The sequence below is a fragment of the Rhizobium sp. BK661 genome (assembly GCF_024808825.1).
Classification (GTDB): domain Bacteria; phylum Pseudomonadota; class Alphaproteobacteria; order Rhizobiales; family Rhizobiaceae; genus Rhizobium.
The window spans coordinates 34,751-59,517 of sequence record NZ_JANTYT010000013.1; the positions used below are offsets into that span (position 1 = coordinate 34,751).

Sequence of the window (24,767 nt, forward strand, 5' to 3'; positions counted from 1 at the left end):
GCAGAAATTGACTATTACGTAAAAGTCAATATTATCGGTTCTTCAATGGTGGGGAACCTATGCCGGTCAGCAAATACTATAGCATAACCGAGTTGACGCGCGAGTTTGGTGTATCGACACGTACGCTTCGGTTCTACGAAGACGAAGGATTGATCCATCCGGAGCGACGCGGACGCACGCGACTGTTCCGTCCGGCGGATCGGCGTCTGATCCAGGAAATCCTCCGTGGCCGGCGCATCGGTTTCACGATCGCGGAAATCCGCGAGATCATCCAGGTCTACAAAGAGCCACCCGGCGAGCTCGGTCAGTTGAAGCTCTTGATGAAACGCGTTGACGAGAAACGCGAAGATCTGCGCCAGAAGCGCAAGGATATCGACGATACCCTCGCCGAACTCGACAATATTGAAGAGGCATGCCTCGGTCGGCTGGCGGACATCGGCGTCGGCACCTGATTATTGGGTGTTGGCGCTGCACTCGCTGGCAAGCGCCATGATCCGCCCGTCATCCGGCTTGACAGCGCCAGACTGGAATTCCGTGAAGAGGTATTGCGCCTGTAGCGCATCAAGGGTGCACTGGCAGAAGCTGCGGCATAGCGCTTCGCCTTCCTGCATCATGCAAGAGGCATTGCATTGCCTCAGGTAGGTTTCGACCGGGTCCGGCTTAGCAGGCGGAACAATTAGGGATAGCCCGTAGGCGACCGCGATCAACACCGGCTGATGAATAAGGTAGAAGGCGAGGCTATGACGCCCAACCTTTGCCGTCAGGCTTGAACCCGCGCCAAGCTTGGCAAGCCTCTCGAGCAGCCCCGTCCTCACGGCAATCAGAGTCGCTGTCATGCCAAGCAAGAAAGAAACCGCCCAGGGGAAGATCGGGACAAAGTCGTTCGATCTTTGCGGCATCTCCGCCAAGCCGATCCAGGCAAGGTAGCGCGGATTGAAGATCGGCGAGCGCAACAGATCCGGCGCGACCCATGTATCAACAACCCATGCCGCGGCAACAGCGGCGGTCGCGGCGATGGTGACAGGCAAGGGCAGACGCAAGAAGACAAGCCCGAGCAGGCTTAGGACTGCGATGCAATGGAGGATGCCGAAGAAGATCCATTCGCCGGGGAAGACGAACCACGTCACCACTGAAATCGCAAGCGCTGCGGCGGCGATCATTGCAAGCCGCTTCCAGAACGACCGCCAGCGGATCGCTGGCGTGTTTGCGAGGACCAGGCTGACGCCGACAATGAACAGGAAGGTCGATGCGATGGCGCGGGCATAGAGCTTCAGCCAGCCGGTCTCAGCTGTACCTGGGGCGAGGTAGCCCATGAACTCCATATCCCAGGTAAAATGGTAGGTCGCCATTGCCAGCAGGGCGACACCGCGCGCTGCATCCAGCAAGCCGATGCGAGGCGGCCTGACGCTCACATGTGTTTCCGTTGCCAAAGCGGTCATTCACAGTCCCTCAGATGAGTCGCTGCCATCGGTAGACGGCTTGGCGCGGGGCACAGGAGAAAGGTGGAGATTTGATGGCGGTTGGACGTCCATGATCGCCAGCCGCGCCTCGGAGAAAAACTGCCGCCTCGTCAGCACGACAATCACGATCGTTGTCGTCAGCATGAAGACATAGGGGTTGATGAACCAGCCGAGGTAGCCAATCGATAAGAAGATGGCGCGCAGCCCTTCGTTGAAATGGCCTGCTGCAATGATGTTCATCCGGATGACGCGTTCCGCCGCCCGCTCGGCGGCAACTACATCCTGTTCGGTGTCACGCATCATCGGAATCGAACCAAAAAGGATCGTGCAATAGTTAAATAGGCGATACGACCAACCAAACTTGAAAAAGGCATAGCCGAAAAGCGCTGCCAGGCCGCCGACCTTCATTTCAAAGACGGCATGCCCGCTATGAAAGACGTAGGGCAAGTCGGCGAAGACGGCATCAACCTTTTCCGTGGCGCCCAGCAGGGCAAAGCAGCTGCCGATGGCGAAAATCGACGTCGATGCAAAGAATGCGGTGCCATTCTGCAGGCCGGCCATGATCTGGGTGTCGATCATCTTCAAATCGCGCCGCAGCGAATTGTAGATCCACTCGCGCCGGCGTTCCCGCATGGCATGGGTGAGGCTAGTTCTGCCGAAGAAGCTCGAGCTGTGCAGCAGGCGCGCATAGCCGAACCAGATTGCTGCAAAGAAGACCAGTGCAATGTAATCCGCTGTCGTCATCATTATATTGAATCAGGCTCCCGTCGCCGCGCCACTCTACAGATGCGGGCGCACGTCGCAATGACTGGCAAGTGGCAGCACTTCGTTTTACAGATGTCGCACGCGTGAAATGCCATGTCGGTCCATCGCAGGGATCGTGAGAGCCGGTAGCGTAGGTTTGCGCAGCAACTTAACAGGACGCAGTCATGTTCCTTTCCGTTTTCGACGTCTTCAAGATCGGTGTCGGGCCCTCCAGTTCGCACACGATGGGTCCGATGACTGCCGCCAACCGATTCCTTGATCTCATTCTGTCGAACGACTGGCCGCGCCCGACTTCTGGCGCCCAGGTCGCGTCCATAAAGGTCAGCCTGCACGGTTCGCTAGCGCATACCGGGATCGGACACGGGACGGGCAGGGCCGTCATCCTCGGCCTGATGGGCGAGCAGCCTGACAGCGTCGATCCGGACAAGATGGACGGCATCATCAGCCAGGTGGAGCGCTCCGGCCGCATCTCGCCGCCCGGGCATCCGAGCTATGGCTTTCAGCCGAAGACCGACCTGGTTTTCGACAAGAAGCAGCCGTTGCCGGGCCACGCCAACGGCATGTCGCTTTCCGCTTTCGACAAGGACGGTCGGATGCTGATCAAGCGTATCTATTATTCCGTCGGCGGCGGCTTCGTCGTGACTGACACCGAACTCGAGCAGATGCGCGCGAAGAAGAAGACACCCTCCGATTCGCTGAAGGTCCCGTATCCTTTCTCTTCGGCCAAGCAGATGCTCGACATGGCCGCGCGTTCCGGCCTCTCGATCGCCCAGATGAAGCGCGCCAATGAGGAAACGGAACGCAGCCGCGAGGAACTGGACGCAGGTCTTGATCGGATCTGGGAAGCAATGCGCTCCTGCATCGAACGCGGCCTCAAGGTCGATGGCATCATGCCAGGCGGGCTGAACGTTCGCCGCCGCGCTCGCTCGATCCACGACAAGCTGCAGGAGGAATGGCGCAGCAACCGCATCAACCCGCTGCTCGCGAACGATTGGCTGAGTGTCTACGCCATGGCCGTCAACGAGGAGAATGCTGCCGGCGGCCGCGTCGTGACCGCTCCGACGAACGGTGCTGCCGGCGTCATTCCAGCAACGATCCGCTACTACGAGCATTTTCACGATGATTGGGACCAGAACGGCATCCGCGACTACCTGCTGACCGCGGCGGCGGTCGGTGGGATCATCAAGCACAACGCCTCGATCTCCGGCGCCGAGGTCGGCTGTCAGGGCGAAGTAGGCTCTGCGGCCGCCATGGCGGCTGCCGGTCTTGCTGCGGTCATGGGCGGCACGCCAGAGCAGATCGAGAACGCCGCCGAAATAGCGCTGGAACATCATCTCGGCATGAGCTGCGATCCGGTCGCGGGCCTCGTGCAGGTTCCCTGTATCGAACGAAATGCCCTCGGCGCGGTCAAGGCGGTCACAGCCGCCTCGCTTGCGATCAAAGGCGACGGCAAGCACTTCGTTCCGCTCGACGCGTGCATCGAAACCATGCGGCAGACGGGCAACGACATGAGCGAGAAGTACAAGGAGACATCCACCGGCGGGCTTGCTGTCAATGTCGTGGAGTGTTGACTTTGTGGACATGCGACTTGCCGCTTGACGCTGCCTGATAAAAGGACTTCAACGGCGGCATGGCATTGCATCTCATCAAACTGTGTGTCGGCGCGGACTCGATCGACGATCTGCGTGAATGGGTCGCCGAACGCTCTCTCAGGGCGATTGCGGCCGGGCTGGAGCCGCATTCCGTGCATACGACGAGGATGGTCCCGAAGCGCGTCGAGGAACTGCTCGACGGCGGTTCGCTCTACTGGGTGATAAAGGGGCAAGTTCAGGCGCGCCAGAAACTTCTCGACATCCAGACTTTTACAGATGGCGAGGGAATCTCACGTTGCCATCTTGTGCTGGGGCCCGAAGTCATCGAAACGGCGGTACAGCCGAAGCGTGCGTTCCAAGGCTGGCGCTATTATCCGCAGGACGATGTACCGCGCGATCTGAACAGCCTCGGAGAGGGGATTGCCGAAATGCCCGCGGACCTTCGCCGCGAACTCTCTGAACTCGGCCTACTCTGACTATCAGCGCAGGCGCAGCGTAACCGGCGACCGCCCTTCAGGGCAGGTGACGTGAAGGTGGATACTGGCTTCCGCCTGCGAGCAACGCCATGCTCGCGCGCCGTGGCACAGCAACAGATTGATCAGGTCCTTGGTCTTTGCCGATTTCGGCTTCTGCCGCTGCAACCCAACTTCTGCCAGTCGCAAGGCAGCCTCGTGCAGTGGGTGCAAACCGGCTCGCGGATTCTTGCCGGTTACCCGACCATGTGGCGGAAACTCCGGAACATTCTCGTTGATCGCCATTCTCATCCTCGTACGCATTACAAACCGAGTCTCAGAACTCCGTCGGATCAAACACACCGATCACGACGCTTTGGACTGCCGCCTGTAATATCAGGCGGCAGTTCTTTGATCATTGGGCCGTGGCCCAGCACTTCACACCGGCACGCTTCAGCGCGTTGCAGGCGTTTACTGCAGAGCGCTGGTCATCGAAGCCGCCGAAGCGGGCGCGATAACTTCCTGCATTTGCGACTGCGATAGGCTTGGCGGAGCGCAGAGCCTTGCCAGCCTTGTCCTTGGCGCTGTCGAGCAGATCCATGGCGCCTTCCTTGCTGGCAGACACACCGATCTGGACGGCCCAGCCGGCAAGCTGCGGCTCCTTGGTCGAAGCGGTCGTCAACTCGTCGACAGAGGTATCACCCTGCTCAGGCGGCACGTAGGCGGGCGCAGGCGTCGGCGTGGCCGCAGAGGCGTGCTTGATCGCCTGCGTCTTGACCTTCGTCGGCGCCGGCATTTCCTGCTGGAGCAGCGGGTTGTCGGACTTGGACTTGGCGACGTCTGCATAAGCGACCTGCGCAGATGCTGGCTGATAGCGGGTATCCGGGGCCGGCGCCGTGCGCGGCAGGGTGACTTCTGGCGCAGCCGATGCGACGCGCGTTTCGGCGACAGGCGCTGCCGGTTGCGGCGCGGACCGGGCGATCAGGTCCGAGGAACCGCCACGGCTTGAGGCCTTCGGCAGATAGGCTGCGATCAACTTGCGCATCTGGTTGTCACGGGCAGGGGTCGAAGCGCCGCCGAGAACAACGCCAACGATCGATTTGCCATCGACTTGAACGGAACTCACCAGATTAAAGCCGGCCGCGCGGGTATAGCCAGTCTTGATGCCATCGACGCCGCGCACGGAGCCAACAAGGCGGTTATGGCTACGGATAACGCGGCTGCCGAACTTAAAGCTCTGCGTGGAGAAATAGCCGTAGTACTGCGGAAAATGCTGCCGAAGAGCGATACCGAGTCGAGCTTGGTCACGCGCCGTCGTCATCTGTGCGGTATTCGGCAGACCATTGGCATTGCGGTAGGTCGTGCGCGTCATACCGAGCGCATGCGCCTTGGCGGTCATCACCTGCGCGAAGCGATCTTCCGAACCGGCTAGCAGCTCGCCGAGAGCCGTGGAGGCATCGTTGGCCGAAAGCGTGACAAGGCCGAGAATCGCCTGCTCGACGGTAATCGTGCCACCGGGGCGCACACCAAGTTTCGTCGGCGCCTGGGCGGAAGCATGTGCGGAGAAGGGAACAGAAGTGTCCAGGCGAATGCGACCCTGCTCCAACGCCTCGAAGGTCAGATAGAGGGTCATCATCTTGGTGAGGGATGCCGGATACTGCAGGCGATCCGCGTTCTCGCTGTAGAGAACGTTGCCGGTCTTCGCATCAACGACGATGCCAGCATATTTCGAGTTGGCAGCCTCCGCATCGGCGTCGATCGAGTCGGCCATGACGACAGCGGCAGCGAGAGACAGCGCCGTGATCGCCCTTATCAGGAAGTTGCGGGATCGCGATGGGGATACGGAGGAGACTGACCTTGGCACTATTCTACTCTTCGCTTGCATTTCGGATATTAGAGAGATCGCCCACCCTCCTGGCACGATCCTTCTTTCGGCAAATTATCCGCCCTGGGTTACCAATCCGTTTATGATTAATCGTTTGTTTCGCCGCATCGGATCATTCTAGCGACCTGTTGCAGAAGCGTTCACAAGTCGAGCCTCCACAAAGTGGCGAATAGCGGCATCAATATGGTCCCAATCAGGCAGATGCGCGCTCGAGAACCGATAAAGCACAGTTAAATCGCGACCGACTCTGATGTCGCGCTGGCAATCGCCGCTGCTGGCCGTCTGCGGCGTCAACGGCAAGGCGCAGCGCACGACATAGGCGGGGGCATCGGCACTTGGCGCCGTCAACAGAACCTCGTCCGCGTAACCAGCGTCACCTCGCAAGTGATGTAGCGTCATTCCATTGGCGAAGGGCACGCTCTCGCCCTCGATCAGGTGCGAGTAGATCGGTTCCAGGCGCCCCGACATGTCCTTGGACATCGTGCTTTGCGCGATCTGGAGGAAAATGAGGCCCGACGACTGGGCAATATCATCGAAGCGCTCGCGATGCTCCTTGCTGTAGCCCTGCATTTCAGGCCAGGTGAGGTAGAGGTCCGCGCGCTCGGAGAGGCCGTCGCGTCGCTGGCTGGGAAAGCGCAATGTGTTTTCCGGCAGTCGAAGCGTATCGCGGCCGATCGTCAAAGTTATCGGAGCCGTTGAGTCCGTGTTGCCGGCGAGTGATATACGGGCGCCGAACCAGCGCCCCCCGAAACTGATGACGAGCGTCAATGCTGCAAGGCAGGCAATAGCGACCGTAACGCGGACGATGAATCTGGTCGACAGGAGAGGAGATTCCTCGACCTCGTGGGCACGATGCACTGGGTAGCTCATGGCGGCTTTCGGATGTCAGACCGCCGCGATAAAAACAGGAGCCGTCGGTGCCTATGGTGATTTTGCCTATGATCCGGCAGCCACAGTTAACGAACAATTAAATAGCCCGTTTGGACGCAGCAAAAAAGAACCGCTCCCGGGACAGCGGGAGCGGCTCTACAGCGCCGGTCAGGGACGGGGATGCGGGGACGACCGGGGCCGCATGTGTGTGGCCGGCAATCCGGCGATGTGGCGTTTACTTGACGCTGCCGACTGCCACGGCGCGGCCGTCCTGCAGCTTGACCCAACGGGCCGGATCGTCGGCGGACTGGCGCTTGAGGTAGGTGTATTCGGTGTCTGCCCAAAGCATGACCTTGTTGCGCATGTTATCGAGGATGAAATCGCCACGATCCGTGCGGACGGTCAGCACTGCATGGCCTTCGCCATTTGGCTGCAGGACGACGGTCATCAGCAAATCGGAAGGCGAGAAGCCGGCATCGATCAACATCTTGCGCTTCAGCAGCGCATAGTCCTCACAATCACCAACCGAACGAGGATAGGCCCAGCGCTCCTCGACCCCGTAGATTTCCTTGTCGGTCAACGGCGAGATCGACGAATTGACCTGGTAGTTTACCTTGAGAATGGTCTTCCAGCGCTCTTCCGTCAGAAGGAGCTCGCCTTGATCGCCGGCGGCGTTCGCACAATCGGCGGGCAGTTCCTTGCAGAATTGATAGGCGCCGATCGGCGGGCTCGCGTTGCCGACAACCGTCATGTTTAGGGGGCTCGCTTGTCCCGAACCCACCGTCGCGATCAGCATCGCAGCAGCGACCAGACCGCCTTTGATGAAAGTTGTTACCGTCATTTATCGTCTCCCCGTTGTGAGGAGAACTTGACACAGACGTTTTTACCCTGCGCAAAATTACGCAGTCAAATTAAAGGCTTAGTTGATTCAAACACGCGGAGAAATCGACTAAAAACAAGATCAAATGCCGCTAAAGTTTGAAGGACATTCGCGCCAATTTTGATTCAAATTGTCGGTTTCTCGAAAAGATGTCGGGCGGTCTAAGGGCGCATATTGGGACAAGTTGTTAACGCGGCAGCCCAATCCCGAATTTCGGGAAACCTTTGTTTACCATTCGCATGGGCGGCGGCACTGGCACGCGTCTCGGCTGAGACCACCAAAACGGCTTGGAAATCGGCAAATTGGCCGCCAGTTGCGAGTTAGGAAGCAAATTATTTTTTGAGGAGTTTCGCGAAAAACGTCAGTCGCATCGATGATCGCACGCGCCAAACTGTCTTACGACACCGAATGCGCGGCATCTTCTGCGATAACGAGCCGACTCTCCGGCCAAGCCCTCGACAGTTCCCATGCTGTCACGAACGTATCTGCCATATCGGTGGCATTCGGGAGGCTTCGGCCGCAATTGCGCTGATCGAAGAGGATGATCCGGTAGACCGAAGGATCAAAAATAGCGGCGAGCGGATGTCGAGCAACCGGAGCCAGGGCCGCCGTGCAGGTAGAGAGCGGGAGCTCCATCCGGATTGCCGCAAGCCTCCCAATAGAGTTGCTGCCCGGCGCCCATATCGAGAAAGCCGCGCTCGTAAGGCTCTTTTTCAGGATAGAGAATCGTCATGCGCCACCCAATTCGGTAGCCCCATGCACGACGCGCCTGTGACGGCGATCAGAGAAATTCGCGAAGTGTTTCCCGCGACTGAAGCGACAGAAACTCGATCGCGACCCCTTCCACGAAATGGCGGACAACGCGGCCACGCATATTGCCGAGGCGGAGCGGGGTGCCGATCGGCGGACGGACGTCGAGATCGACTGCGGCGCCCGAGAGCGACAAGTCCATAATTCGGCATTCGTAACGCGCACCGTCTTCCAAGGTGATCTCGGTTTTGGTCTCGCGCGGCGTCAGGCGGTCGTGACGACGGTCCTCGGGAAGGCCGAGTTCGTGCTTATTGGCCAGCCAGGTGAGTTGCGCCGCAAGTTTCTCGCGCTTGCGTTCGGTTGCATGGATCGACATCGAGAAACCGCGACCATCAACCGTCTGCACATAGCCTTCGACGCGGCCCAGGTGATCGATGTAAGCAACGACACGCTCGTTGGCACGGGGACGTCCCTGGCAAGTCACGTACATATCGCCCGGCGACATGTCGACCACGAGGCACTCATACTCCTCGTAGTTCGCCAGCATCAGCCGGCCCTGCATGTTGATGGGCACGCGTTGAAAGGCACCTTGTTCGAGGCGAGGCGCAGTCCGTTGAGTTTGAACTTGCTGGAACGCGTGCATCAAAGGGCTTCTTCATGAAATACTACCAGCCGATCTTTACCCGCAATCCCTTAACAGAAGGTTGTTCAGGTTCGTCCCCTATGCACCCAACCGGTTGTGTCGAATCGAGACGGCGGGCGCGTCGGGCTCAGCAAATAGGCCCGACATGACGCGGCGCATCGTATCGGCAATCGATGGCGGACGCGGGAACTGCGGACGCTCATCGTCAAACTCCGTTTCATCACGCTCGTCCTCGTTGCCGAGCCGCTCGTGCAGCAATCGGCTGCGATCAAGAGCAAGGAACTGCAACGGCACGACTTCCAGCCACGTTGCCGCGACCGCGGGAGCGATCGCGCCCAACAGCTTATCGCATTCGGCGCCCTCGGAGCGCAGCGGCAGCAGGATTATTTCAAAGCAGGCACTATGGCCGGCCGTGGTGAAACCTGTGGCGTTGATCAGCGTGGGGATTGCGTGCGCCATAACGCCAGCAGCAATATGCTCGATATCGTCACTCCCATGCGTCCAGAGGTCTGAAAACGCGGTCCCTCCGAGATCACGTCCAAAGAGGTCGCAGATGCGCGTTCCGGCAAGACGGAAGGCGATCCGTCCCGTTTCGCTGGCTTCGAGCAGAAACACACTTGAAAGAATCTGTCGCAAATCCGTCGGTTCAACCTGCGACCGCAGTGGCGCCAAGTCACGACCGCGGATGCGATTCCAATATTCGAATAGGTCGATCGTTGTTTTGATACGCATTGTGGCACCGGCTGTTTCATTTCAAATCAGAATACGGCCGTCATGGCCTTGTACTGGGACGCGGTGCGTATTTCATGCCAACTCGCAGCAGTTAAGGTTAAAGAAGGGTTTCGATTGAGCGGGGAGCTGTCCCATGGCAGTCTTTGCCCATCGCTTCCTGTCTTCGGGAAGTTCAGCACAGACTGTCAGGCGCCGAGGCATTCTCGGAACGCTCGAGGGCCGTCCGGTCTTTGCCGGACGGCTTTTTTTTTGACTTGCCGTCCTGTAAGGCTGTGCCGCAATTCAAGCGAGGACGAAGATGAACGAGCACTCGGTCGAGCCGCAAGCGGCGATGGAGCCCCCGGCAACACCGCCGCCGGCACCGATCTTCAATCTTCCCGGTCCGGTGCTCACAGCGCTTGCGCTCCTGGGGCTGATTTACGCTGTTCAATCACTTCTTCTGTCCGGCGGTGGTCTCGACTGGCTGTTCTTCAATTTCGGGTTCATTCCGTTGCGCTACATCACGCCGTTGTCCGAGCAGGGACCTCAGCTTTTCTGGACGCCGATCACCTATTCACTCCTTCACGGCAGCATCGAGCACATCGTTTTCAACGGACTATGGCTCATGGCCTTCGGCACACCGGTGGCGCGGCGAATTGGTACGTCTCGTTTCATTGTTTTCTGGGTGCTATCGGCGATCGCGTCAGCCGCTCTCCATGCCGTCCTAAATTGGGGCGCGGCTACGCTGCTGATCGGCGCGTCCGGGGTCGTGTCTGGCCTAATGGGCGCTGCCTGCCGCTTCGCTTTCCCACCCGAACGGCGGATCGCCCCGCCAGCGCATCTCAATACACGTCTTTCGATACGCGACGCGTTTCGCAGCCGCACGGTCGTTGCATTCATTCTCTTTTGGTTCGTCGGCAACCTGCTGATTGCGGTCGGCGTCCCGCTGATCGGTGACGGATCGCAGGCAATCGCCTGGGACGCTCACATCGGAGGGTTCATTTTTGGCTTCGCTCTCTTCGGTCTTTTTGACCGGGAACCGCCCGAGAAACCGACAATTTCAGAGACATCGGATATATTGCAATCTTGAGAGTTGGAGTGCACCATTCGAACTGATCCGCGATGGGAGGAGTAAACCGCTGCGGATGCCTGTGATCAGTAGAAGTGCTTCACTTTCGACATAGGAGGTTCAAAATGTCCAATACAGTCAAAGCCATACTCGACGCAAAGGGCAGGGATGTGGTGACCGCCGGTCCGCATACAACCGTTTCCGAAGCTGCCGTGATTCTCAGCAAGAAGAAGATTGGCGCTATCGTCATCGTCGGGATGGAAAACAAGATTTCCGGGATTTTTACCGAGCGCGACGTGGTTCACGCGATCGCTAGGGCGGGAGCAGCCTGTCTCGATCAGCCGGTTGCATCGTTGATGACCGCAAAGGTTTATCGGTGCCATGAAGATTCGACCGTGAACGACCTGATGGGGCTAATGACCAGTCGCCGCTTCCGTCACGTTCCCGTTGAAACCAACGGCAAGCTCGTCGGTATCATCTCGATCGGTGACGTCGTGAAGACACGCATCGCGGAGGTCGAACTGGAAGCCGAGCAGATCAAGGCCTACATCGCCGGTTGAACGCGTCGCCGGCCCCTAGAGGGAGCCGGCGAATAGTTCCTGCATCCGTTTCAATTCGGGAAGCCTCAGCTTGGCTTCCTCGTAGCCGCGCTCGATGGCTTCGCCGGCGCGATGGAATTCCGAGAGACCGATATCGCCAAGGCGCGGCTGAATCGAGATATCCGGCGGGTCGCCCGCCAAGCGGGCCCGCGCAATCCTGTCCTGGATGATGTTAAAGGCCTGCACCATTACGCCGGTCATGCCGAGCTTGGCGTAAGGCGCCTCTTCGCGCCGCTGGACCTCGGACGGCGAGAGCGTGGCGTTGTGTCTGACGACCGCCGATCGACCGTAGAGATCGTAGTTCAGGTTGACGGCGACCACAAGCGGCTGCTCATAAGCGCGGCATACGGAAACGGGCACCGGATTGACCAACGCACCGTCGACGAGGGTTCGTTGGTTGCTGCGTACTGGCTCGAAAATACCCGGTAGTGCATAGGAGGCGCGAAGCGCCGTGATCAACGAGCCATTGGCAATCCAGACCTCGTGGCCGGTGTTGACTTCAGCGGCAACGGCGACGAACGGCCGGTCCAGATCTTCGACATTCAGCCCTTCCAGATGCTCCTGCATCCGCTTCGTCAGCCGCATGCCGCCAAACAAGCCGCTGCCGCCGATGGTCAGGTCAAGCAGGCTGGCAATCCGGCGCATCGTCAGCGAACGGGCGAACGCTTCGAGCTCATCGAGTTTGCCGGCGAGATAGCAGCCGCCAACCAGGGCACCGATGGAAGTTCCGGCAACCATGCCGATCTCGATACCTTCCTCATCGAGGGCGCGCAGGACACCTATATGGGCCCAGCCGCGCGCGGCGCCTCCGCCCAATGCAAGGGCAAGCTTTGTTCTCTTTGGGGCAGGTGCGGGCGCAGGAGCGAGAGGAGTATTCATGTCTGGCGCGGTCGGGCTGCTGGCATTGGACGCGCCCGCTTCGGAGCTTTGGCGGTACAAACCCCAATTCAGCATGGCTCGTCTCCCTCCCGGCAAACAATTAAAAACGAACTATATTAGTGTCCCGCGTCCCTTTCCAATTCGTATATAGGCGTAGATTTTGGCCCAATAAGAGGCAATTGCCTGCTTTTATGTCTCTTTTCCATAGACTTCGGTCGGGTCGAACTGGAGCTCGTCGTCGACGATTTCGAGCATCGGCTTTCCGTCTTCGAGGTTCACGGTCCTATAGAAACACGACCGCCGGCCAGTGTGACAGGTCGCGTCATGGCCAGCGACCTCAACCTTCAGCCAGATGGCATCCTGATCGCAATCCGTACGGATTTCCTTGACCATCTGGGTGTTTCCAGACGTCTCGCCCTTGATCCAGAGCTTGCCACGCGAGCGGCTGAAGTAATGCGCTTTGCCGCTCTGGATGGTCAGGGCGAGGGCCTGCGCATTCATATGCGCAACCATCAGCAGTTCGCCATCGTTGGCGTCGGTGACGATCGCGGTGATCAGGCCGCGATCATCGAACCGCGGCGTGAAGTCGCCGGCGTCCTCGAGTTCTGATTTATCGTCGGACGGTGCATTGAACGCAAAGGGCATCATCGCGGCTTTCTTAGATGAAGCCGTATTCAGCGGCTCCGGACCATAGACATGAATCGGGCTTGATCAGCCGGCTCAGTTTTAAACGTTCCGGTAAATGTTGTCGTCAATGTGGTGGAGCCCTGCTTTTGCACACCGCGCATGGCCATGCACATATGTTCGGCTTCGATCATCACCGCAACACCGCGCGGAGCGAGCGTTTCATCGATCGCTTTTGCGATTTGGGCGGTCATGGTTTCCTGCGTTTGCAGGCGACGGCCGTAGATCTCAACGACACGCGCGATCTTCGACAGGCCGAGCACCTTGCCGTCCGGCATGTAGGCGACATGCGCCTTGCCAATGATGGGCACCATATGGTGTTCGCAGTGCGAGAAGAACGGAATGTCCTTCACCAGGACCATGTCGTCGTAGCCGGCAACTTCTTCGAACGTGCGGCCAAGCACATCTTCGGGGTCCATATCATAGCCGGCAAACAGCTCACGATAGGCTTTGGCCACACGCGACGGTGTGTCGAGCAAGCCTTCACGCGATGGATCGTCACCTGCCCAACGCAGGAGCGTGCGAACGGCGTCCTCAGCCTCTTTCTGGCTGGGCCGATCGGCATCGAGATCGGCGGGGGTCTGCGGAAAATTCTTGATGATGGCGTCCATATGTAACAGTCTCCTGATCCGCTTTACGGATCGTCTTTCGGACTAGCCACTGGCAATTCCACTCAAGGGAATTCATGCACCTTTGGCAGGCTCCGGGGCTTTCAGGGCTTTGTTTGCGGCCCTTCCGGCACGGTTTCCCAATCAAACTTAGCCGAGGCCATTGCAATTTTCTGGCCTTCGAACGACATACATATAGGAAAACGGCATCTGTATGTAAGTCTCCCGGCACGACACGCTGTGTTTTTCTTTTGTGCTACAATGAGCTTTGAGGCGCCGATCCGCATGAATTCTGGAGCGGAATCCACGATGGACGACATCTACAACAGCAAAATTCTCGAATTTGCGGGCAATATTCCGCTGATCGGCAATCTACCGGATGCGGACGCCAGCGCCCAGGCGCACTCCAAGCTTTGCGGTTCCAAGGTCAAGATTTGGCTGAAGATGGATGGCGATACCGTGAGCGGATTTGCCCACGACGTCAAAGCCTGCGCACTCGGCCAAGCGTCCTCCTCGATCATGGCCCGCCATGTCATCGGCGCCAATACGACGGAACTACGCAAGGCGCGCGAGGACATGCTGGCGATGCTGAAGGCGGACGGCGAGGGGCCGGAAGGCCGGTTCGAGGACATGCGCTATCTCCGCCCGGTGAAGGATTACAAGGCGCGACATGCCTCGACGATGCTGACCTTCGACGCCGTCGTCGATGCGATCGGCCAGATTGAGGCCAAGCGCGCTGAAACCATCGAAGCGTGAGCAACACCGCCGATGTGTGAATTCTGTTCGATCAATCGCGATGATGAAGACGAGGGGGGCGCTGCTGCTCCCCGTACAGCCTCGCGTTCCTATTCCCGCAACTACGCCGGCCCGTTTCACAAGACCCCAGGCAGGGTGCTCGGGATGGGTTTCATTCGCGCTTATCAACTGACCCTGTCCGGTTTTATCGGCAATTCATGCCGCCACATCCCGACCTGCTCTGAATACGGCTATGAGGCGGTAGCGCGCCATGGACTGTGGAGTGGCGGCTGGATGACGCTGTTTCGTGTCGCCCGTTGCGGGCCGGGTGGCACGAGCGGGCTCGACCCGGTTCCCGAGCAGCTCGGCGAGCGCTTCCATTGGTGGACGCCCTGGCGCTATCTCGCGCTTGGCCGCAAGGCGGCCGAGGGATGAGGCAACGCGTATTTTGGGCCTTTCGTCACGGCCACGATGTCACCCTCAAGGATATTCTTGACGATCTTCCCAAGGACGGCAGGGAGTTCCGGAAGGCATGATTTACGTGGCGCTATTGCACAGCATCGTGCTTGCGCCTGGACGACGCGTCGTGATGTCCGACCTTCGCGACATGGCAACGGACATCGGATACCGAAATCCGCGGACCCTGGTCTCCACCGGCAACATCGTCTACGAGGCCGAAGCCGTGGCGCTCGTCGATATGGAGGCCACGCTCGAGGCAGCCTTCAGAGCACGGTTCGGCAAACCGGTCGATATCATCGTGCGCAAGGGCACCGACTGGCAGAAGCTAGCGAAGTCCAATCCGTTCCCGGACGGTGAGGGCAGCCAAGTGATCGTGCGGGTGATGCGCAAGCCACTACCGGCGGCTGTCATGGCGACGCTTCGCCCTTATGCCGATCCGACGCAACGCATGGCGCTCACTGGCGGCGATCTTTGGATCGATTTTGCCGACAAGCCGAGCCAATGGAAGTTGCTTTCGGCGTTGACGACCAAGCGCATGGGCGTCGGCACGTTGCGAAACTGGAATACGGTTCGTGGCCTGGCTGAAATGATCGGCTAAGCCGGCTTTTTCTTTACTCAAGCAGCAAATCTCGGTATCAGGCGGCGGCGCATTCGTACGGACGAAGCGCTTCATTGCAACCACCCGCATTCGTTGGCGGGACTGGACAAGGAGAATTCTAAATGTCCCAATCCGTTTCCCTGACATTTCCCGACGGTTCCGTGCGCAGCTACGATGCTGGCGCAACCGGCAAGGACGTCGCCGAATCCATTTCCAAGTCGCTTGCCAAGAAGGCCGTCGCGATCGCCATCGATGGTCAGGTCCGCGATCTTTCCGACCCGGTGACGGCAGGCACAATTGAAATCATCACCCGCACCGACGACCGCGCGCTGGAGCTGATCCGGCATGACGCAGCCCACGTGATGGCGGAAGCGGTGCAGGAGCTCTGGCCCGGCACGCAGGTAACAATCGGGCCGGTCATCGAGAACGGCTTCTACTACGACTTTGCCAAGAACGAGCCCTTCACCCCAGACGATCTGCCGAAGATCGAAAAGAAAATGAAGGAAATCATTGCCCGCAACGCGCCCTTCACCAAGCAAGTCTGGTCGCGTGAGAAAGCCAAGGAAGTTTTCGCAGCCAAGGGCGAAAGCTACAAGGTCGAGCTCGTCGATGCGATTCCCGCCGGCCAGGATCTGAAGATCTATTACCAGGGCGACTGGTTCGACCTTTGCCGCGGACCGCATATGGCGTCCACCGGTCAGATCGGCACGGCGTTCAAGCTGATGAAGGTCGCCGGCGCCTATTGGCGTGGCGACAGTAACAATCCGATGTTGACCCGCATCTACGGCACGGCATTCGCCGAGCAGGCTGATCTCGACAATTACCTGCACGTGCTTGCGGAAGCCGAAAAGCGCGATCATCGTCGCCTCGGCCGCGAAATGGATCTCTTCCACTTCCAGGAAGAAGGTCCGGGCGTTGTCTTTTGGCACGGCAAGGGCTGGCGCATGTTCCAGACGCTGGTTGCCTATATGCGCCGCCGCCTCGCCGAAGACTACCAAGAGGTCAACGCGCCGCAGGTGCTCGACAAGTCGCTGTGGGAAACCTCCGGCCACTGGGGCTGGTACCGCGACAACATGTTCAAGGTCACGGTTGCCGGCGACGACACCGATGACGACCGTGTCTTCGCGCTGAAGCCGATGAACTGCCCCGGCCACGTGCAGATCTTCAAGCATGGCTTGAAATCCTACCGTGAACTGCCGATCCGCCTTGCGGAATTCGGCACCGTGCATCGCTACGAGCCGTCAGGCGCGCTCCACGGGTTGATGCGCGTGCGCGGCTTCACGCAGGACGATGCGCACATCTTCTGCACCGACGAGCAGATGGCGGCCGAGTGCCTGAAGATCAACGACCTGATCCTCTCGGTCTACAAGGACTTCGGCTTCGACGAGATCACCATCAAGCTTTCAACGCGCCCGGAAAAGCGCGTCGGCTCAGACGACCTTTGGGATCGCGCCGAAAGCGTGATGACTGAAGTGCTGGAGACGATCCAGCAGCAGTCGAACAACATCAAGACCGGCATCCTGCCGGGTGAGGGCGCGTTCTACGGTCCGAAGTTCGAATATACACTGAAGGACGCCATCGGCCGTGAATGGCAATGCGGCACGACGCAGGTCGATTTCAACCTGCCGGAACGCTTCGGCGCCTTCTACATCGACAGCAACTCCGAAAAGACGCAGCCGGTGATGATCCACCGCGCCATCTGCGGCTCGATGGAACGCTTTCTCGGCATCCTGATCGAGAATTTCGCAGGACACCTGCCGCTGTGGGTATCGCCGCAGCAGGCCGTCGTCGCAACGATCACGTCGGAGGCAGATGGCTACGGCGCCGAAGTTGCGGCAGCCCTGCGCGACGCCGGGCTGGCGGTCGAAACCGACTTCCGTAACGAGAAGATCAACTACAAGATCCGCGAGCATTCCGTTACGAAAGTTCCCGTCATCATCGTCTGCGGCAAGAAGGAAGCGGAAGAGCGCACGGTCAACATTCGTCGCCTCGGCAGCCAGGAGCAAACCTCGATGTCGCTTGACGAAGCGATCGCAAGCCTGGGGCTCGAAGCAACACCGCCGGATATCCGTCGCAAGGCCGAAGCCAAAAAGGCGAAGGCGGCCTAGTTGATACGCATCTGACGGCGCCCACAGGCGCCGTCAGAAGTATGTCACGTATCCGCAATATAGCCATCGCATTGATGAGGAGGGGATATTCCCGACGCGGATTTGCGCTTTGAACAACTATCCTACGGGAATGATCGCGACGTCAGGCTGTACAACCTCTGGCGTACCGACATCGTCGGCAAGGGCGATCGCGCGTTCGGAAAGATGCTGGATTTCATCGACGTCCAACTCAACATCAGGGGCAACTGGCCGATCAACGACATTCCTAAAGACCCGATCGTGATCGTTGCCAACCATCCCTTCGGCATCGGTGACGGGATCGCCGTATTGGCGCCCCGCGAAGATGCGAAAGATCACCTGACCCGGTCATCAGACCGATCAATCAGTCGGCATCAGCGCCGCCGGTTGCGCCCTGCAACTGGTCGTAGGAGGGAAGGGGCTGGGGCCCGGAAGAGGCTTGTCCCGGCTGCGGGTCAGCCTGGAGTTGGACCGTTTTTGCGGCTGCGGTGGGTGCTTCAGGCTGGACATCCTTCATCAGCACTTCGACGTCAGTATTCTTGCCGGCCTCGACCTTGAAATCGCGCTGGTAGATCTTGTCCTTGTTTCGCGCAACGGCGGAGTATTCACCTTCGGCAAGCACCATGGTTGGGAAGGCACTGACGCTTTCACCGACGCTGTCGCCAGCCGCCGTCAGGATCGACCAAGCGGTATCGGCGATTGCCTCGCCGCCCGCTTCCGACACCAGCTTGAAGGTGATCTGCGCCGCCTTATGCTGGATCGTGGCTTCGGTTAGCTTGCCTGCCTCCACCTGAATGTCGGCTCGGATTGAGGCGTTCGTTTCGCCGTATTCAGAGATAATGTGGTACGTGCCCGCATTCAGGCGAACCACCGTGTTGGGGGGCACGTCCGCCATGACGAGGCCCCGCTCGCCGTCTTCGCGCACTTCGGCAGAATAGATGGAGAAACTGAGTTGATCCGGCCGGATGCGGACGTCGGAGCCCGAGACCGCGTTCAGAAGCAATCCGCCTGCCTCCAGCACCATCGTCTGCTTGCCGACCGTGCCGTCTTCGGGAACCGTGAGTTTGCGGGTGACGCCGGCGCGGCCGAAGGAGACGTTGACGAAATAGTCTCCCGGCGCGAGCTGGAAGTCCGCGGAGCCGCCCTGCGACGATGCGATCAGGGGGAGTTTGCCGTCTGAGCCGGCCATGGGGCTGAACACGTACCAGGACAGACCGTCCTGGACCGCATCACCATTGGCCGTCAGCTTTGCCTCAAGGGCGACCTCGCGCAGCTTCGAGCCTTGCGGCGCCGTGCCCGGAGCAATGAAGGCGTTCAGCTTCGGCATCTTTGCCGTCGTGTCGAGTTGCTTGAAGGTCTGGAAGGCCTCCTGCGCCTGGCCGCTCAACGGCAGCAGGGCAGCGAAAACGAAGGCGAGGCTGATGCGTGCAAATGGCGAAATGCCAACCATGTGTCGTGCGAACCAATTGACATCTGAAATCACAGAGGCCACTTCAAGACCAACGCGATGGCAAATTCAAGACCCATCCCCAATGCTGTAATGAAAATGGAAGTCTCTCCCGCATGAAATCGGATATCAAGCTGATATTCGGCTTTCCTTGTTTTTCAATGACATGCGTAACTGAGTCACTTATCCAAACCCCGCATTTGCGCGCTTGAGTCATTTATTCACGTTCCGCTTTGTTCCACATTTTTGCCGGGTAAAGGGTAGGGTGGGTTTGCATTCCTAACGCTAGGAAAGCAAAATCCGGGCGCTTTTTGCCGATGCGCACGTCCGGCGCTAATATGGCGCATGGTCGAGAATTCAGCCCGGATCTTCGAAAGCATGATTACCGGCTTGCGGGCGCAAGGCATGTCGTTTGGCGAGATCGCCAGCCTAAGCCATGTCAGCCGAACGACGTTATGGCGCGGCAGCGTTGGCGAGTCCCGCCAGCCTAGTGCCGACAGCTTCGTCCGCCTGCAAAGCCTATGGATATCCAAGGGCTGTCCGAATTCACCGAAATAAGGCCGGTCAAGCCAAGGAAACGGCGGCAGGGGAAATTGCGAAACCCCTGCCGCCGCCTCTGATCCAGCATGTGCAAGCACGCTAGCTGGGAATCACCATTTCGCGCCCGTCAGATACGAAACGCGGCCCGCCCGGCGCATGGCCCAGCTAACGTCCTCGATCACGCGAACCGAGATGATCGCCATTTGCCAAGCGCTGATATGCGGCGTGTCGGTAACGGCGGCGGTGCCGCTCGATCCGGTCGCTACCGGCAAGGGCGCGTCGGTGCTGATGTAGCTGGCGTCCTCGCTGACGTCGATCTGGCCGTTGTCGGCGCTGGCGGCGAAATCGGCGGCGTCAATCGCAATGACGGTCTTGGCCGGGACGCTATCGCTGACGATCAGATCGGCGCTACCTGGCAGTAGCAAGCCAAGGCTGGTCGCCTGTATCGGGTTCATGATGAACGCCAAGGCTGACGGGGCCGGATTGATCGCCGCCGCCAAGGCCGATAGATCAGCCGCCGCCGCCGCCGCCGTGGCCGGGTCGGTCGCCGCCGAGGGCGTAAGGCCGGTCAAGCCATTCAATAGCCCGGCTGGCTGACTGGCCGTCGCCGCGCCATTGCCGAGCAATACGGCATCGACGCCAAGGCTGAGGTCGTCGGAAAGCCCTTGCCGAATGACCGACTCGATGGTCGGCATGCTGGCCTGCGCAAGCTCGCGGGTATACGGCGAAAGCACCGCCGTCTTATGCGGCACCAGCACCGCGCCAGCCGAAAGGGAAATCGACCGGACGCTGATCGTCGCGCCTTCGCCTACGAACGGATTGAACGAGCCGGGCGCGGATCGCGCCGGAAAGCGGACGCCCGCCGTCCCGCTGAGCGATATCGTCGTGCCGCGCCGGGAAAGGGCGGAGTAGACCGAGGCCGGGGCCAAGCTGGTGAACAGGCCGGGATAGTTCGTCGTATTCGCCAGCACGCCAGCCCAATCGACAACGTCCGTGCGCGCTGGCGACGTATAGGCGCGGCGCATGTAGGCGTCCGGGGCCTTGATTACGTCAGGCAGGCCGGGCGAATTCGGGAAAAGCTCCTTCGCCAAGCTTTCCGGGTCGCTGCCGTAGTTGGCGGCGGCAATCAGGCGGACGGATATCGATCGGATCAGCGAGCGATATGGGGCTGGCGGCGGCTTGCTGCCTAGCTGGGACTTGATGCCGGAAAGCGCCCGGAGGCCGTCCAGATCGCGGCGGACGGATACCAGCAGGCTTTTGATATTGCCAAGCTGGCCGTCAAAGACGTGCGCCTGCTTGTCCAGCGCCGAGCGCCAATTGTCGGCCCCGTTGCGAAGCGCCGTTTCCAGCGCCGAAAGGATATCGCCCGCGTTCATGTCGCGCATGCCTTGCCCTCCAATTCCCTGATGCGGGCCTCAAGCGCCGCAAGATCGGCCCGGTGGATTTCCTCGAATATCGCGGCAAAGCGGCGGGCGACCTGATCCAAGCCGCGCGCAAAGGCCTCGCTGATCGCCCGCTCGGCAACCTCGGTAAATGCGTCCGCTACCATTTTCCTGAGATCAGCATCGGTCATAGAAAAGCCTCCGCGTGGGAACGCCGAGGCTGACCAATTCTCGGTGCCGGGCGGGACTCCCGGCGCTTCACCACGTATATACATATCACAAGTCACCGGGCGGCGACAGCAAGGAGAACCGCCATGCTCGGCAATCCCGCTACAATCCGTTGGCGACTCCGCCATTGGCAAAACCTTGGCCTCGACCGGCAAGGCGCGCTGCTGGCGTTGGCCGACGATAGCTATGTTCCCGATCTGCTGGACGCCTACGAGGTCGCCGCAATGGCCGGGCTTTCGATCCATGCCATTCGCAAGCGCCGCAAGCGCGGAAAGCCGCCTGCGGGCATGCGCCTCGGCGCGTCCGTCCTGTATGGCAAGGGCGCGGTCGTCGGCTGGCTGGTTGCCAGTATTCCGATCTGGAATATTGGCGATGAAAGCCGATCAGGCGGCGGTTAGGCGGGATGCCTGCGGGCGACATATGTACCCACGAAGGCAACAAGGCCCTTTTTCTGATACTCGGAAGAAGTTGTCCGATTCCCGGCGCCGGTCCTAAAGGATCCGCCCTATTTCCCGTATCATCCCCCCGCCAGGACCATCCTATCTTAGTTCCTTGTGGGCATCGCTCTTTCTTGCCGCTCGGCTACTTTCGCAGATCAGCGCCTTAAACTAGCGTTGAACCATGATCGAAGAACTGAACAATATCGCCAACGAAATGGATGGTTTGCTTCCGCTCTTCGTTGATGGCGGCAATATCTCAGGGCTTGTCCTTCCAACAAAACCCTCAGCGACCTTCCATGCTCTTGTGATCGAAACAAAGTCGATCCTTGACCAAGAACTCGGTTACACAAACGAATACTCGCTCGACATGCTGAAGGTTCTTTCACATGCAAGAGTTTACAAGGGCGGGCCATCTTATGCATCGGTAGAGGAGACCTCCGAGGTAATCCGCGCCGCAGTTCGAGCAGTAGAGCGAAAGCGACGAGCCGTCCCCGCAACACCGCTGCTGGCGAAGCCTTATGTCGATCCGACCCGAATTGTCGGGCTACAGGGTCTGGGAAGAGGACCTTGGGACTTTGCTCGTTTGGTAGAACTTTGCCGGGAAATCAATGTAGCGGCGGCCAACAGGTGTCATTTGTCTACCGCTATGCTCCTCCGCACAATTATCAACCATGTCCCGCCGGTTCTCGGCTTTAGCACCTTTGCCGAGGTTGCCAATAACTACGGCGGAGCCAAATCGCAGAAATCATTCAAGTTATCCATGCAGCGGCTTGAGGGCTCATCTCGTAACATTGCCGACATGCATTTGCATTCGCCGATCAGAGCTAGTGAAGACGTACCGACAGCGGTTCAAGTAGACTTCGCTAACGATCTTGACGTCCTTCTTGGGGAGATTATTCGCGTAACCAGCGAGTTGCCCTGACTGTCGCTCATAGGCTTTGTCCGCCAAGTCCGGAAAGCGCTCTTTGCGGACGTTCCTATTTGCACATCCGGTAGATAACCAAAGCAGCAAGTGCCATCGCGATGGCAGCCAATGCGCGCTCGACACACCTAAGCCACCGCGACTTGGCGGGGGCACCATCGAAAAAACCGCTTATCACGTGGCCAAGGAAATCCAGCAACTCACCCATAATCGTCGCCCTATCAGGAACATCGGAACGCTCTCATCATCGCATCCGATGTCCTTCGATCCTGTTACGATGGCCGCCATCGGCCGAGTGCGGTCTTCCGCTTCGCGCCAATAGCTGACATTGCTTCGACATGTGTCTCACACGTCGAGGTCGTAGATGGCAAAGTCGGCGCAGCGGCCTATCGTCTCTCGAAGAAACGTCACTGCATTTCGCGCCGGGGCGTCGCTGTATACAGGGGGCTCGAATTGATGTAGCCAACCCCAAACCGTCAGGATCGGTGGGATTGACAGCTTCTCAAAACGAACTTTTTGGTAGTACCGGATAGTTGTTATCTTACCGCGATCAACCAATGTCAGCGCGAATGGTCCGCCGTCGTAGCCGAAAAATGAGTGACCGGGATCGGGCAAAGGAACTTTCCGAACAAGCTCCAACAGGAGGTATCGTTCAGGCAATGGCTGCTTGACGGGAGGGATTGGGTCGGAGACCTTCGTCTTTCGTTTGTCGGTCTTTGGCCTTGCCGTGCATCGAATTGGATCGAATGTTGCTTGGGAATACGCTTCAAGGTTGCTCACGAGTAGAATCGAAGGAAGGTCCTCAGGCAAAGTATGCACCGGCAGCGCATCAATATCGGCTTGATAGGCCAACTCCGCATTTTGAATAGCGGTACTAGCATGTTTCCAAAAGGACCACGGTATCGCGAAATAGGCAACGGCGACAGCGACGATGATTGCAGGATGCCATTTCCGGATCAAGTAGCCGACAACCGGGATTAGCCCTACAAAAAGCAAAGCCGGCCAAAGCGCATAAAGGGTTGGGACCAACATAACAGCGCCCATTATGATCGCGGCTAAATACATATTTCGCAAACGTCTCCGTTAGGCGGCCTTGTTGCAAGACTCACACACTACCAATCGACAGCAATGAAAATGTTGAGATTTTCCCTCGAATCTTAGGTTAGCCGTCTTTGGCGAGCGAGGACCGCTCAAACGGCCAATGCGTAGCGAGCTAGTCGCGTCGACTCCGGCTACGCTGGTGCTCATGTGATCCCAGCTCTTGTTCGAAAGTGTTCATCACAATTAGTGCCCAATGACCGCTATGGGCCGATAGCGGTGGCTGGATTCTACGAGTCCTTTTTCGAGATTTGCAATTCCCTCGCGCTGCTTGCACGGACGCACGCAAATACACCTAAACAAAAACGGAGCAGGAAAAGCCAGATCGAATATCTCTGCCCCGTTTGCAACGCCGCACCTGTAAGAACAATCCCTACGATTCCCAGCAAACGTCGTTTCACAATAAAAACGAGCCACAATGTGCACAGCATTAGGAGTGCCAACGCTGGCACGCTGACGAGCAAGAAAAAAAGGAGTTGCTCACTTTCCACAATCGCACCTACTTCCTCAATGCCAAGATTAGTGATGTATTGGGCGATTGGCTGCAAGGGTTATTGCTGCTTGTCGCGGCGACCGCTTCGGGCCGCCAGGAGACATTTGCCGATATCTCCAAAGCGCCAATTGCCGCCAGGCACTCCTCACTCTTCGTATCTGCTCGCGACTGCGAGCGTTCTGTCCTCATTGCCCATCAGCTCAACAACTCCGGCGTGCTCGAAGCTCGTGGGTTGAATGCGATACCAAACTCCGATGTCGAACTCGCGCCCAAGATTTGGATAATAAAAGTACGAGGTGTCTTTTACGGAAATATGCTCGTCAAACTGCCAACCAGTCAGAAGCTGTTCAAAGTCTTTTGGATTGATTGCGAAGGCACAAGAGACGATCACATCGGTGATGGCACCAGATGAACAATCTACATTGCGGACAGACGGAGGAACCGACTGAATG

Annotated in this window: 27 protein-coding genes and 2 pseudogenes; 13 read left to right on the top strand and 16 right to left on the bottom strand. The window is 58.8% G+C overall.

Annotated elements, in window-relative coordinates:
* Positions 1-59: 59 nt before the first annotated feature.
* Complete coding sequence (locus FHX16_RS22250; protein WP_016554043.1) at positions 60-452, top strand: MerR family DNA-binding transcriptional regulator; 393 nt, start codon at positions 60-62, stop codon at positions 450-452.
* On the opposite strand, the gene FHX16_RS22255 is transcribed toward FHX16_RS22250, so the two are convergent.
* Together FHX16_RS22255 and FHX16_RS22260 are read right to left on the bottom strand one after the other, a co-directional pair.
* The gene (locus FHX16_RS22255) at positions 453-1,439 is read right to left on the bottom strand and encodes a heparan-alpha-glucosaminide N-acetyltransferase (protein ID WP_183864605.1); all 987 of its coding nucleotides are present in this window, start codon (positions 1,437-1,439) and stop codon (positions 453-455) included.
* A complete protein-coding gene (locus FHX16_RS22260) occupies positions 1,440-2,204 on the bottom strand; it encodes a DUF599 domain-containing protein (RefSeq protein ID WP_183864628.1) in 765 nt (254 codons plus the stop codon).
* Positions 2,205-2,389: 185 nt separating this feature from the next.
* Between FHX16_RS22260 and FHX16_RS22265 the strand changes: the two genes are divergently transcribed.
* On the top strand, positions 2,390-3,796 hold the full coding sequence (locus FHX16_RS22265; protein WP_183864604.1) for an L-serine ammonia-lyase: 1,407 nt from the start codon (positions 2,390-2,392) through the stop codon (positions 3,794-3,796).
* 59 nt (positions 3,797-3,855) lie between these two features.
* Positions 3,856-4,293, top strand: coding sequence for a DUF1489 family protein (locus FHX16_RS22270; protein ID WP_016554039.1), 438 nt, complete (start codon positions 3,856-3,858; stop codon positions 4,291-4,293).
* A 3-nt stretch (positions 4,294-4,296) separates the two neighbouring features.
* Here FHX16_RS22270 and FHX16_RS22275 read toward each other — a convergent pair whose 3' ends face one another.
* From FHX16_RS22275 to FHX16_RS22305, 7 genes and pseudogenes are all read right to left on the bottom strand, one after another.
* Positions 4,297-4,575 carry a hypothetical protein gene (locus FHX16_RS22275; RefSeq protein ID WP_016554038.1) on the bottom strand — a complete coding sequence of 93 codons (279 nt, stop codon included), beginning with the start codon at positions 4,573-4,575 and terminating at the stop codon, positions 4,297-4,299.
* Positions 4,576-4,684: 109 nt separating this feature from the next.
* Positions 4,685-6,154: a serine hydrolase gene (locus FHX16_RS22280; protein ID WP_183864603.1), complete on the bottom strand. Its 1,470-nt coding sequence runs from the start codon at positions 6,152-6,154 to the stop codon at positions 4,685-4,687.
* A gap of 117 nt (positions 6,155-6,271) precedes the next feature.
* Complete coding sequence (locus FHX16_RS22285; protein WP_183757199.1) at positions 6,272-7,024, bottom strand: hypothetical protein; 753 nt, start codon at positions 7,022-7,024, stop codon at positions 6,272-6,274.
* 235 nt (positions 7,025-7,259) lie between these two features.
* On the bottom strand, positions 7,260-7,865 hold the full coding sequence (locus tag FHX16_RS22290; protein ID WP_259130434.1) for a transglutaminase-like cysteine peptidase: 606 nt from the start codon (positions 7,863-7,865) through the stop codon (positions 7,260-7,262).
* A gap of 498 nt (positions 7,866-8,363) precedes the next feature.
* Positions 8,364-8,637 (bottom strand): annotated as a pseudogene (locus FHX16_RS22295) (prolyl aminopeptidase); the annotation flags it as partial.
* Between the two features lie 48 nt (positions 8,638-8,685).
* On the bottom strand, positions 8,686-9,297 hold the full coding sequence (locus FHX16_RS22300) for a PilZ domain-containing protein (protein WP_114712739.1): 612 nt from the start codon (positions 9,295-9,297) through the stop codon (positions 8,686-8,688).
* Positions 9,298-9,375: 78 nt separating this feature from the next.
* Positions 9,376-10,029 (bottom strand): PAS domain-containing protein, encoded by a 654-nt coding sequence (locus tag FHX16_RS22305; RefSeq protein WP_259130437.1) that lies wholly within the window; start codon positions 10,027-10,029, stop codon positions 9,376-9,378.
* A gap of 298 nt (positions 10,030-10,327) precedes the next feature.
* Here FHX16_RS22305 and FHX16_RS22310 point away from each other — a divergent pair, with 298 nt between their 5' ends.
* The gene (locus FHX16_RS22310) at positions 10,328-11,098 is read left to right on the top strand and encodes a rhomboid family intramembrane serine protease (RefSeq protein WP_183757202.1); all 771 of its coding nucleotides are present in this window, start codon (positions 10,328-10,330) and stop codon (positions 11,096-11,098) included.
* A 104-nt stretch (positions 11,099-11,202) separates the two neighbouring features.
* Positions 11,203-11,637, top strand: a complete 435-nt coding sequence (locus tag FHX16_RS22315) for a CBS domain-containing protein (protein WP_183864600.1) — start codon at positions 11,203-11,205, stop codon at positions 11,635-11,637.
* A gap of 15 nt (positions 11,638-11,652) precedes the next feature.
* On the opposite strand, the gene FHX16_RS22320 is transcribed toward FHX16_RS22315, so the two are convergent.
* The 3 genes from FHX16_RS22320 to folE all read right to left on the bottom strand — a co-directional run bounded on the left by FHX16_RS22320 (position 11,653) and on the right by folE (position 13,850).
* Positions 11,653-12,630: a patatin-like phospholipase family protein gene (locus tag FHX16_RS22320; RefSeq protein ID WP_183864599.1), complete on the bottom strand. Its 978-nt coding sequence runs from the start codon at positions 12,628-12,630 to the stop codon at positions 11,653-11,655.
* 114 nt (positions 12,631-12,744) lie between these two features.
* Positions 12,745-13,203 carry a phosphoribosyl-AMP cyclohydrolase gene (gene hisI, locus FHX16_RS22325; protein WP_183864598.1) on the bottom strand — a complete coding sequence of 153 codons (459 nt, stop codon included), beginning with the start codon at positions 13,201-13,203 and terminating at the stop codon, positions 12,745-12,747.
* A gap of 26 nt (positions 13,204-13,229) precedes the next feature.
* Positions 13,230-13,850 carry a GTP cyclohydrolase I FolE gene (gene folE / locus FHX16_RS22330; RefSeq protein ID WP_183757206.1) on the bottom strand — a complete coding sequence of 207 codons (621 nt, stop codon included), beginning with the start codon at positions 13,848-13,850 and terminating at the stop codon, positions 13,230-13,232.
* A gap of 306 nt (positions 13,851-14,156) precedes the next feature.
* On the opposite strand from folE, the gene FHX16_RS22335 reads away from it, so the two are divergent.
* From FHX16_RS22335 to FHX16_RS22355, 5 genes and pseudogenes are all read left to right on the top strand, one after another.
* Positions 14,157-14,603 carry an iron-sulfur cluster assembly scaffold protein gene (locus tag FHX16_RS22335; protein WP_183864596.1) on the top strand — a complete coding sequence of 149 codons (447 nt, stop codon included), beginning with the start codon at positions 14,157-14,159 and terminating at the stop codon, positions 14,601-14,603.
* Between the two features lie 12 nt (positions 14,604-14,615).
* Entirely contained in the window at positions 14,616-15,017 is a 402-nt protein-coding gene (gene yidD, locus FHX16_RS22340) for a membrane protein insertion efficiency factor YidD (protein WP_183757208.1), read from the top strand.
* 97 nt (positions 15,018-15,114) lie between these two features.
* Positions 15,115-15,639 carry a DUF1697 domain-containing protein gene (locus FHX16_RS22345; protein WP_183864595.1) on the top strand — a complete coding sequence of 175 codons (525 nt, stop codon included), beginning with the start codon at positions 15,115-15,117 and terminating at the stop codon, positions 15,637-15,639.
* 122 nt (positions 15,640-15,761) lie between these two features.
* Positions 15,762-17,747 carry a threonine--tRNA ligase gene (thrS, locus tag FHX16_RS22350; RefSeq protein WP_259130442.1) on the top strand — a complete coding sequence of 662 codons (1,986 nt, stop codon included), beginning with the start codon at positions 15,762-15,764 and terminating at the stop codon, positions 17,745-17,747.
* 102 nt (positions 17,748-17,849) lie between these two features.
* Positions 17,850-18,089, top strand: a pseudogene (locus FHX16_RS22355) (glycerol acyltransferase); the annotation flags it as partial.
* A gap of 40 nt (positions 18,090-18,129) precedes the next feature.
* Here the strand turns inward: FHX16_RS22355 and FHX16_RS22360 are convergent.
* From FHX16_RS22360 to FHX16_RS22370, 3 genes are all read right to left on the bottom strand, one after another.
* A complete protein-coding gene (locus FHX16_RS22360; RefSeq protein WP_183864592.1) occupies positions 18,130-19,215 on the bottom strand; it encodes a hypothetical protein in 1,086 nt (361 codons plus the stop codon).
* A 647-nt stretch (positions 19,216-19,862) separates the two neighbouring features.
* On the bottom strand, positions 19,863-21,137 hold the full coding sequence (locus tag FHX16_RS22365; RefSeq protein ID WP_259130443.1) for a phage major capsid protein: 1,275 nt from the start codon (positions 21,135-21,137) through the stop codon (positions 19,863-19,865).
* Complete coding sequence (locus FHX16_RS22370; RefSeq protein ID WP_259130444.1) at positions 21,125-21,325, bottom strand: hypothetical protein; 201 nt, start codon at positions 21,323-21,325, stop codon at positions 21,125-21,127. The genes FHX16_RS22365 and FHX16_RS22370 overlap by 13 nt, the downstream gene beginning before the upstream one ends.
* A 123-nt stretch (positions 21,326-21,448) precedes the next feature.
* Here FHX16_RS22370 and FHX16_RS22375 point away from each other — a divergent pair, with 123 nt between their 5' ends.
* Positions 21,449-21,760, top strand: coding sequence for a hypothetical protein (locus tag FHX16_RS22375; protein WP_259130446.1), 312 nt, complete (start codon positions 21,449-21,451; stop codon positions 21,758-21,760).
* Between the two features lie 223 nt (positions 21,761-21,983).
* The gene (locus FHX16_RS22380; protein ID WP_259130448.1) at positions 21,984-22,724 is read left to right on the top strand and encodes a hypothetical protein; all 741 of its coding nucleotides are present in this window, start codon (positions 21,984-21,986) and stop codon (positions 22,722-22,724) included.
* Positions 22,725-23,069: 345 nt separating this feature from the next.
* On the opposite strand, the gene FHX16_RS22385 is transcribed toward FHX16_RS22380, so the two are convergent.
* Positions 23,070-23,789, bottom strand: a complete 720-nt coding sequence (locus tag FHX16_RS22385) for a hypothetical protein (RefSeq protein WP_259130450.1) — start codon at positions 23,787-23,789, stop codon at positions 23,070-23,072.
* A gap of 509 nt (positions 23,790-24,298) precedes the next feature.
* Here FHX16_RS22385 and FHX16_RS22390 point away from each other — a divergent pair.
* Positions 24,299-24,727: a hypothetical protein gene (locus FHX16_RS22390; RefSeq protein ID WP_259130452.1), complete on the top strand. Its 429-nt coding sequence runs from the start codon at positions 24,299-24,301 to the stop codon at positions 24,725-24,727.
* Positions 24,728-24,767: the final 40 nt, after the last annotated feature.

Bases quoted from the DNA above. Each gene is read 5' to 3' on its own strand.
- FHX16_RS22250 (WP_016554043.1), top strand. From the start codon at position 60: ATGCCGGTCAGCAAATACTATAGCATAACCGAGTTGACGCGCGAGTTT.
- FHX16_RS22255 (WP_183864605.1), bottom strand. From the start codon at position 1,439: ATGACCGCTTTGGCAACGGAAACACATGTGAGCGTCAGGCCGCCTCGC.
- FHX16_RS22260 (WP_183864628.1), bottom strand. From the start codon at position 2,204: ATGACGACAGCGGATTACATTGCACTGGTCTTCTTTGCAGCAATCTGG.
- FHX16_RS22265 (WP_183864604.1), top strand. From the start codon at position 2,390: ATGTTCCTTTCCGTTTTCGACGTCTTCAAGATCGGTGTCGGGCCCTCC.
- FHX16_RS22270 (WP_016554039.1), top strand. From the start codon at position 3,856: ATGGCATTGCATCTCATCAAACTGTGTGTCGGCGCGGACTCGATCGAC.
- FHX16_RS22275 (WP_016554038.1), bottom strand. From the start codon at position 4,575: ATGGCGATCAACGAGAATGTTCCGGAGTTTCCGCCACATGGTCGGGTA.
- FHX16_RS22280 (WP_183864603.1), bottom strand. From the start codon at position 6,154: ATGCAAGCGAAGAGTAGAATAGTGCCAAGGTCAGTCTCCTCCGTATCC.
- FHX16_RS22285 (WP_183757199.1), bottom strand. From the start codon at position 7,024: ATGAGCTACCCAGTGCATCGTGCCCACGAGGTCGAGGAATCTCCTCTC.
- FHX16_RS22290 (WP_259130434.1), bottom strand. From the start codon at position 7,865: ATGACGGTAACAACTTTCATCAAAGGCGGTCTGGTCGCTGCTGCGATG.
- FHX16_RS22300 (WP_114712739.1), bottom strand. From the start codon at position 9,297: ATGCACGCGTTCCAGCAAGTTCAAACTCAACGGACTGCGCCTCGCCTC.
- FHX16_RS22305 (WP_259130437.1), bottom strand. From the start codon at position 10,029: ATGCGTATCAAAACAACGATCGACCTATTCGAATATTGGAATCGCATC.
- FHX16_RS22310 (WP_183757202.1), top strand. From the start codon at position 10,328: ATGAACGAGCACTCGGTCGAGCCGCAAGCGGCGATGGAGCCCCCGGCA.
- FHX16_RS22315 (WP_183864600.1), top strand. From the start codon at position 11,203: ATGTCCAATACAGTCAAAGCCATACTCGACGCAAAGGGCAGGGATGTG.
- FHX16_RS22320 (WP_183864599.1), bottom strand. From the start codon at position 12,630: ATGCTGAATTGGGGTTTGTACCGCCAAAGCTCCGAAGCGGGCGCGTCC.
- hisI (WP_183864598.1), bottom strand. From the start codon at position 13,203: ATGATGCCCTTTGCGTTCAATGCACCGTCCGACGATAAATCAGAACTC.
- folE (WP_183757206.1), bottom strand. From the start codon at position 13,850: ATGGACGCCATCATCAAGAATTTTCCGCAGACCCCCGCCGATCTCGAT.
- FHX16_RS22335 (WP_183864596.1), top strand. From the start codon at position 14,157: ATGGACGACATCTACAACAGCAAAATTCTCGAATTTGCGGGCAATATT.
- yidD (WP_183757208.1), top strand. From the start codon at position 14,616: ATGTGTGAATTCTGTTCGATCAATCGCGATGATGAAGACGAGGGGGGC.
- FHX16_RS22345 (WP_183864595.1), top strand. From the start codon at position 15,115: ATGATTTACGTGGCGCTATTGCACAGCATCGTGCTTGCGCCTGGACGA.
- thrS (WP_259130442.1), top strand. From the start codon at position 15,762: ATGTCCCAATCCGTTTCCCTGACATTTCCCGACGGTTCCGTGCGCAGC.
- FHX16_RS22360 (WP_183864592.1), bottom strand. From the start codon at position 19,215: ATGGTTGGCATTTCGCCATTTGCACGCATCAGCCTCGCCTTCGTTTTC.
- FHX16_RS22365 (WP_259130443.1), bottom strand. From the start codon at position 21,137: ATGCGCGACATGAACGCGGGCGATATCCTTTCGGCGCTGGAAACGGCG.
- FHX16_RS22370 (WP_259130444.1), bottom strand. From the start codon at position 21,325: ATGACCGATGCTGATCTCAGGAAAATGGTAGCGGACGCATTTACCGAG.
- FHX16_RS22375 (WP_259130446.1), top strand. From the start codon at position 21,449: ATGCTCGGCAATCCCGCTACAATCCGTTGGCGACTCCGCCATTGGCAA.
- FHX16_RS22380 (WP_259130448.1), top strand. From the start codon at position 21,984: ATGATCGAAGAACTGAACAATATCGCCAACGAAATGGATGGTTTGCTT.
- FHX16_RS22385 (WP_259130450.1), bottom strand. From the start codon at position 23,789: ATGTATTTAGCCGCGATCATAATGGGCGCTGTTATGTTGGTCCCAACC.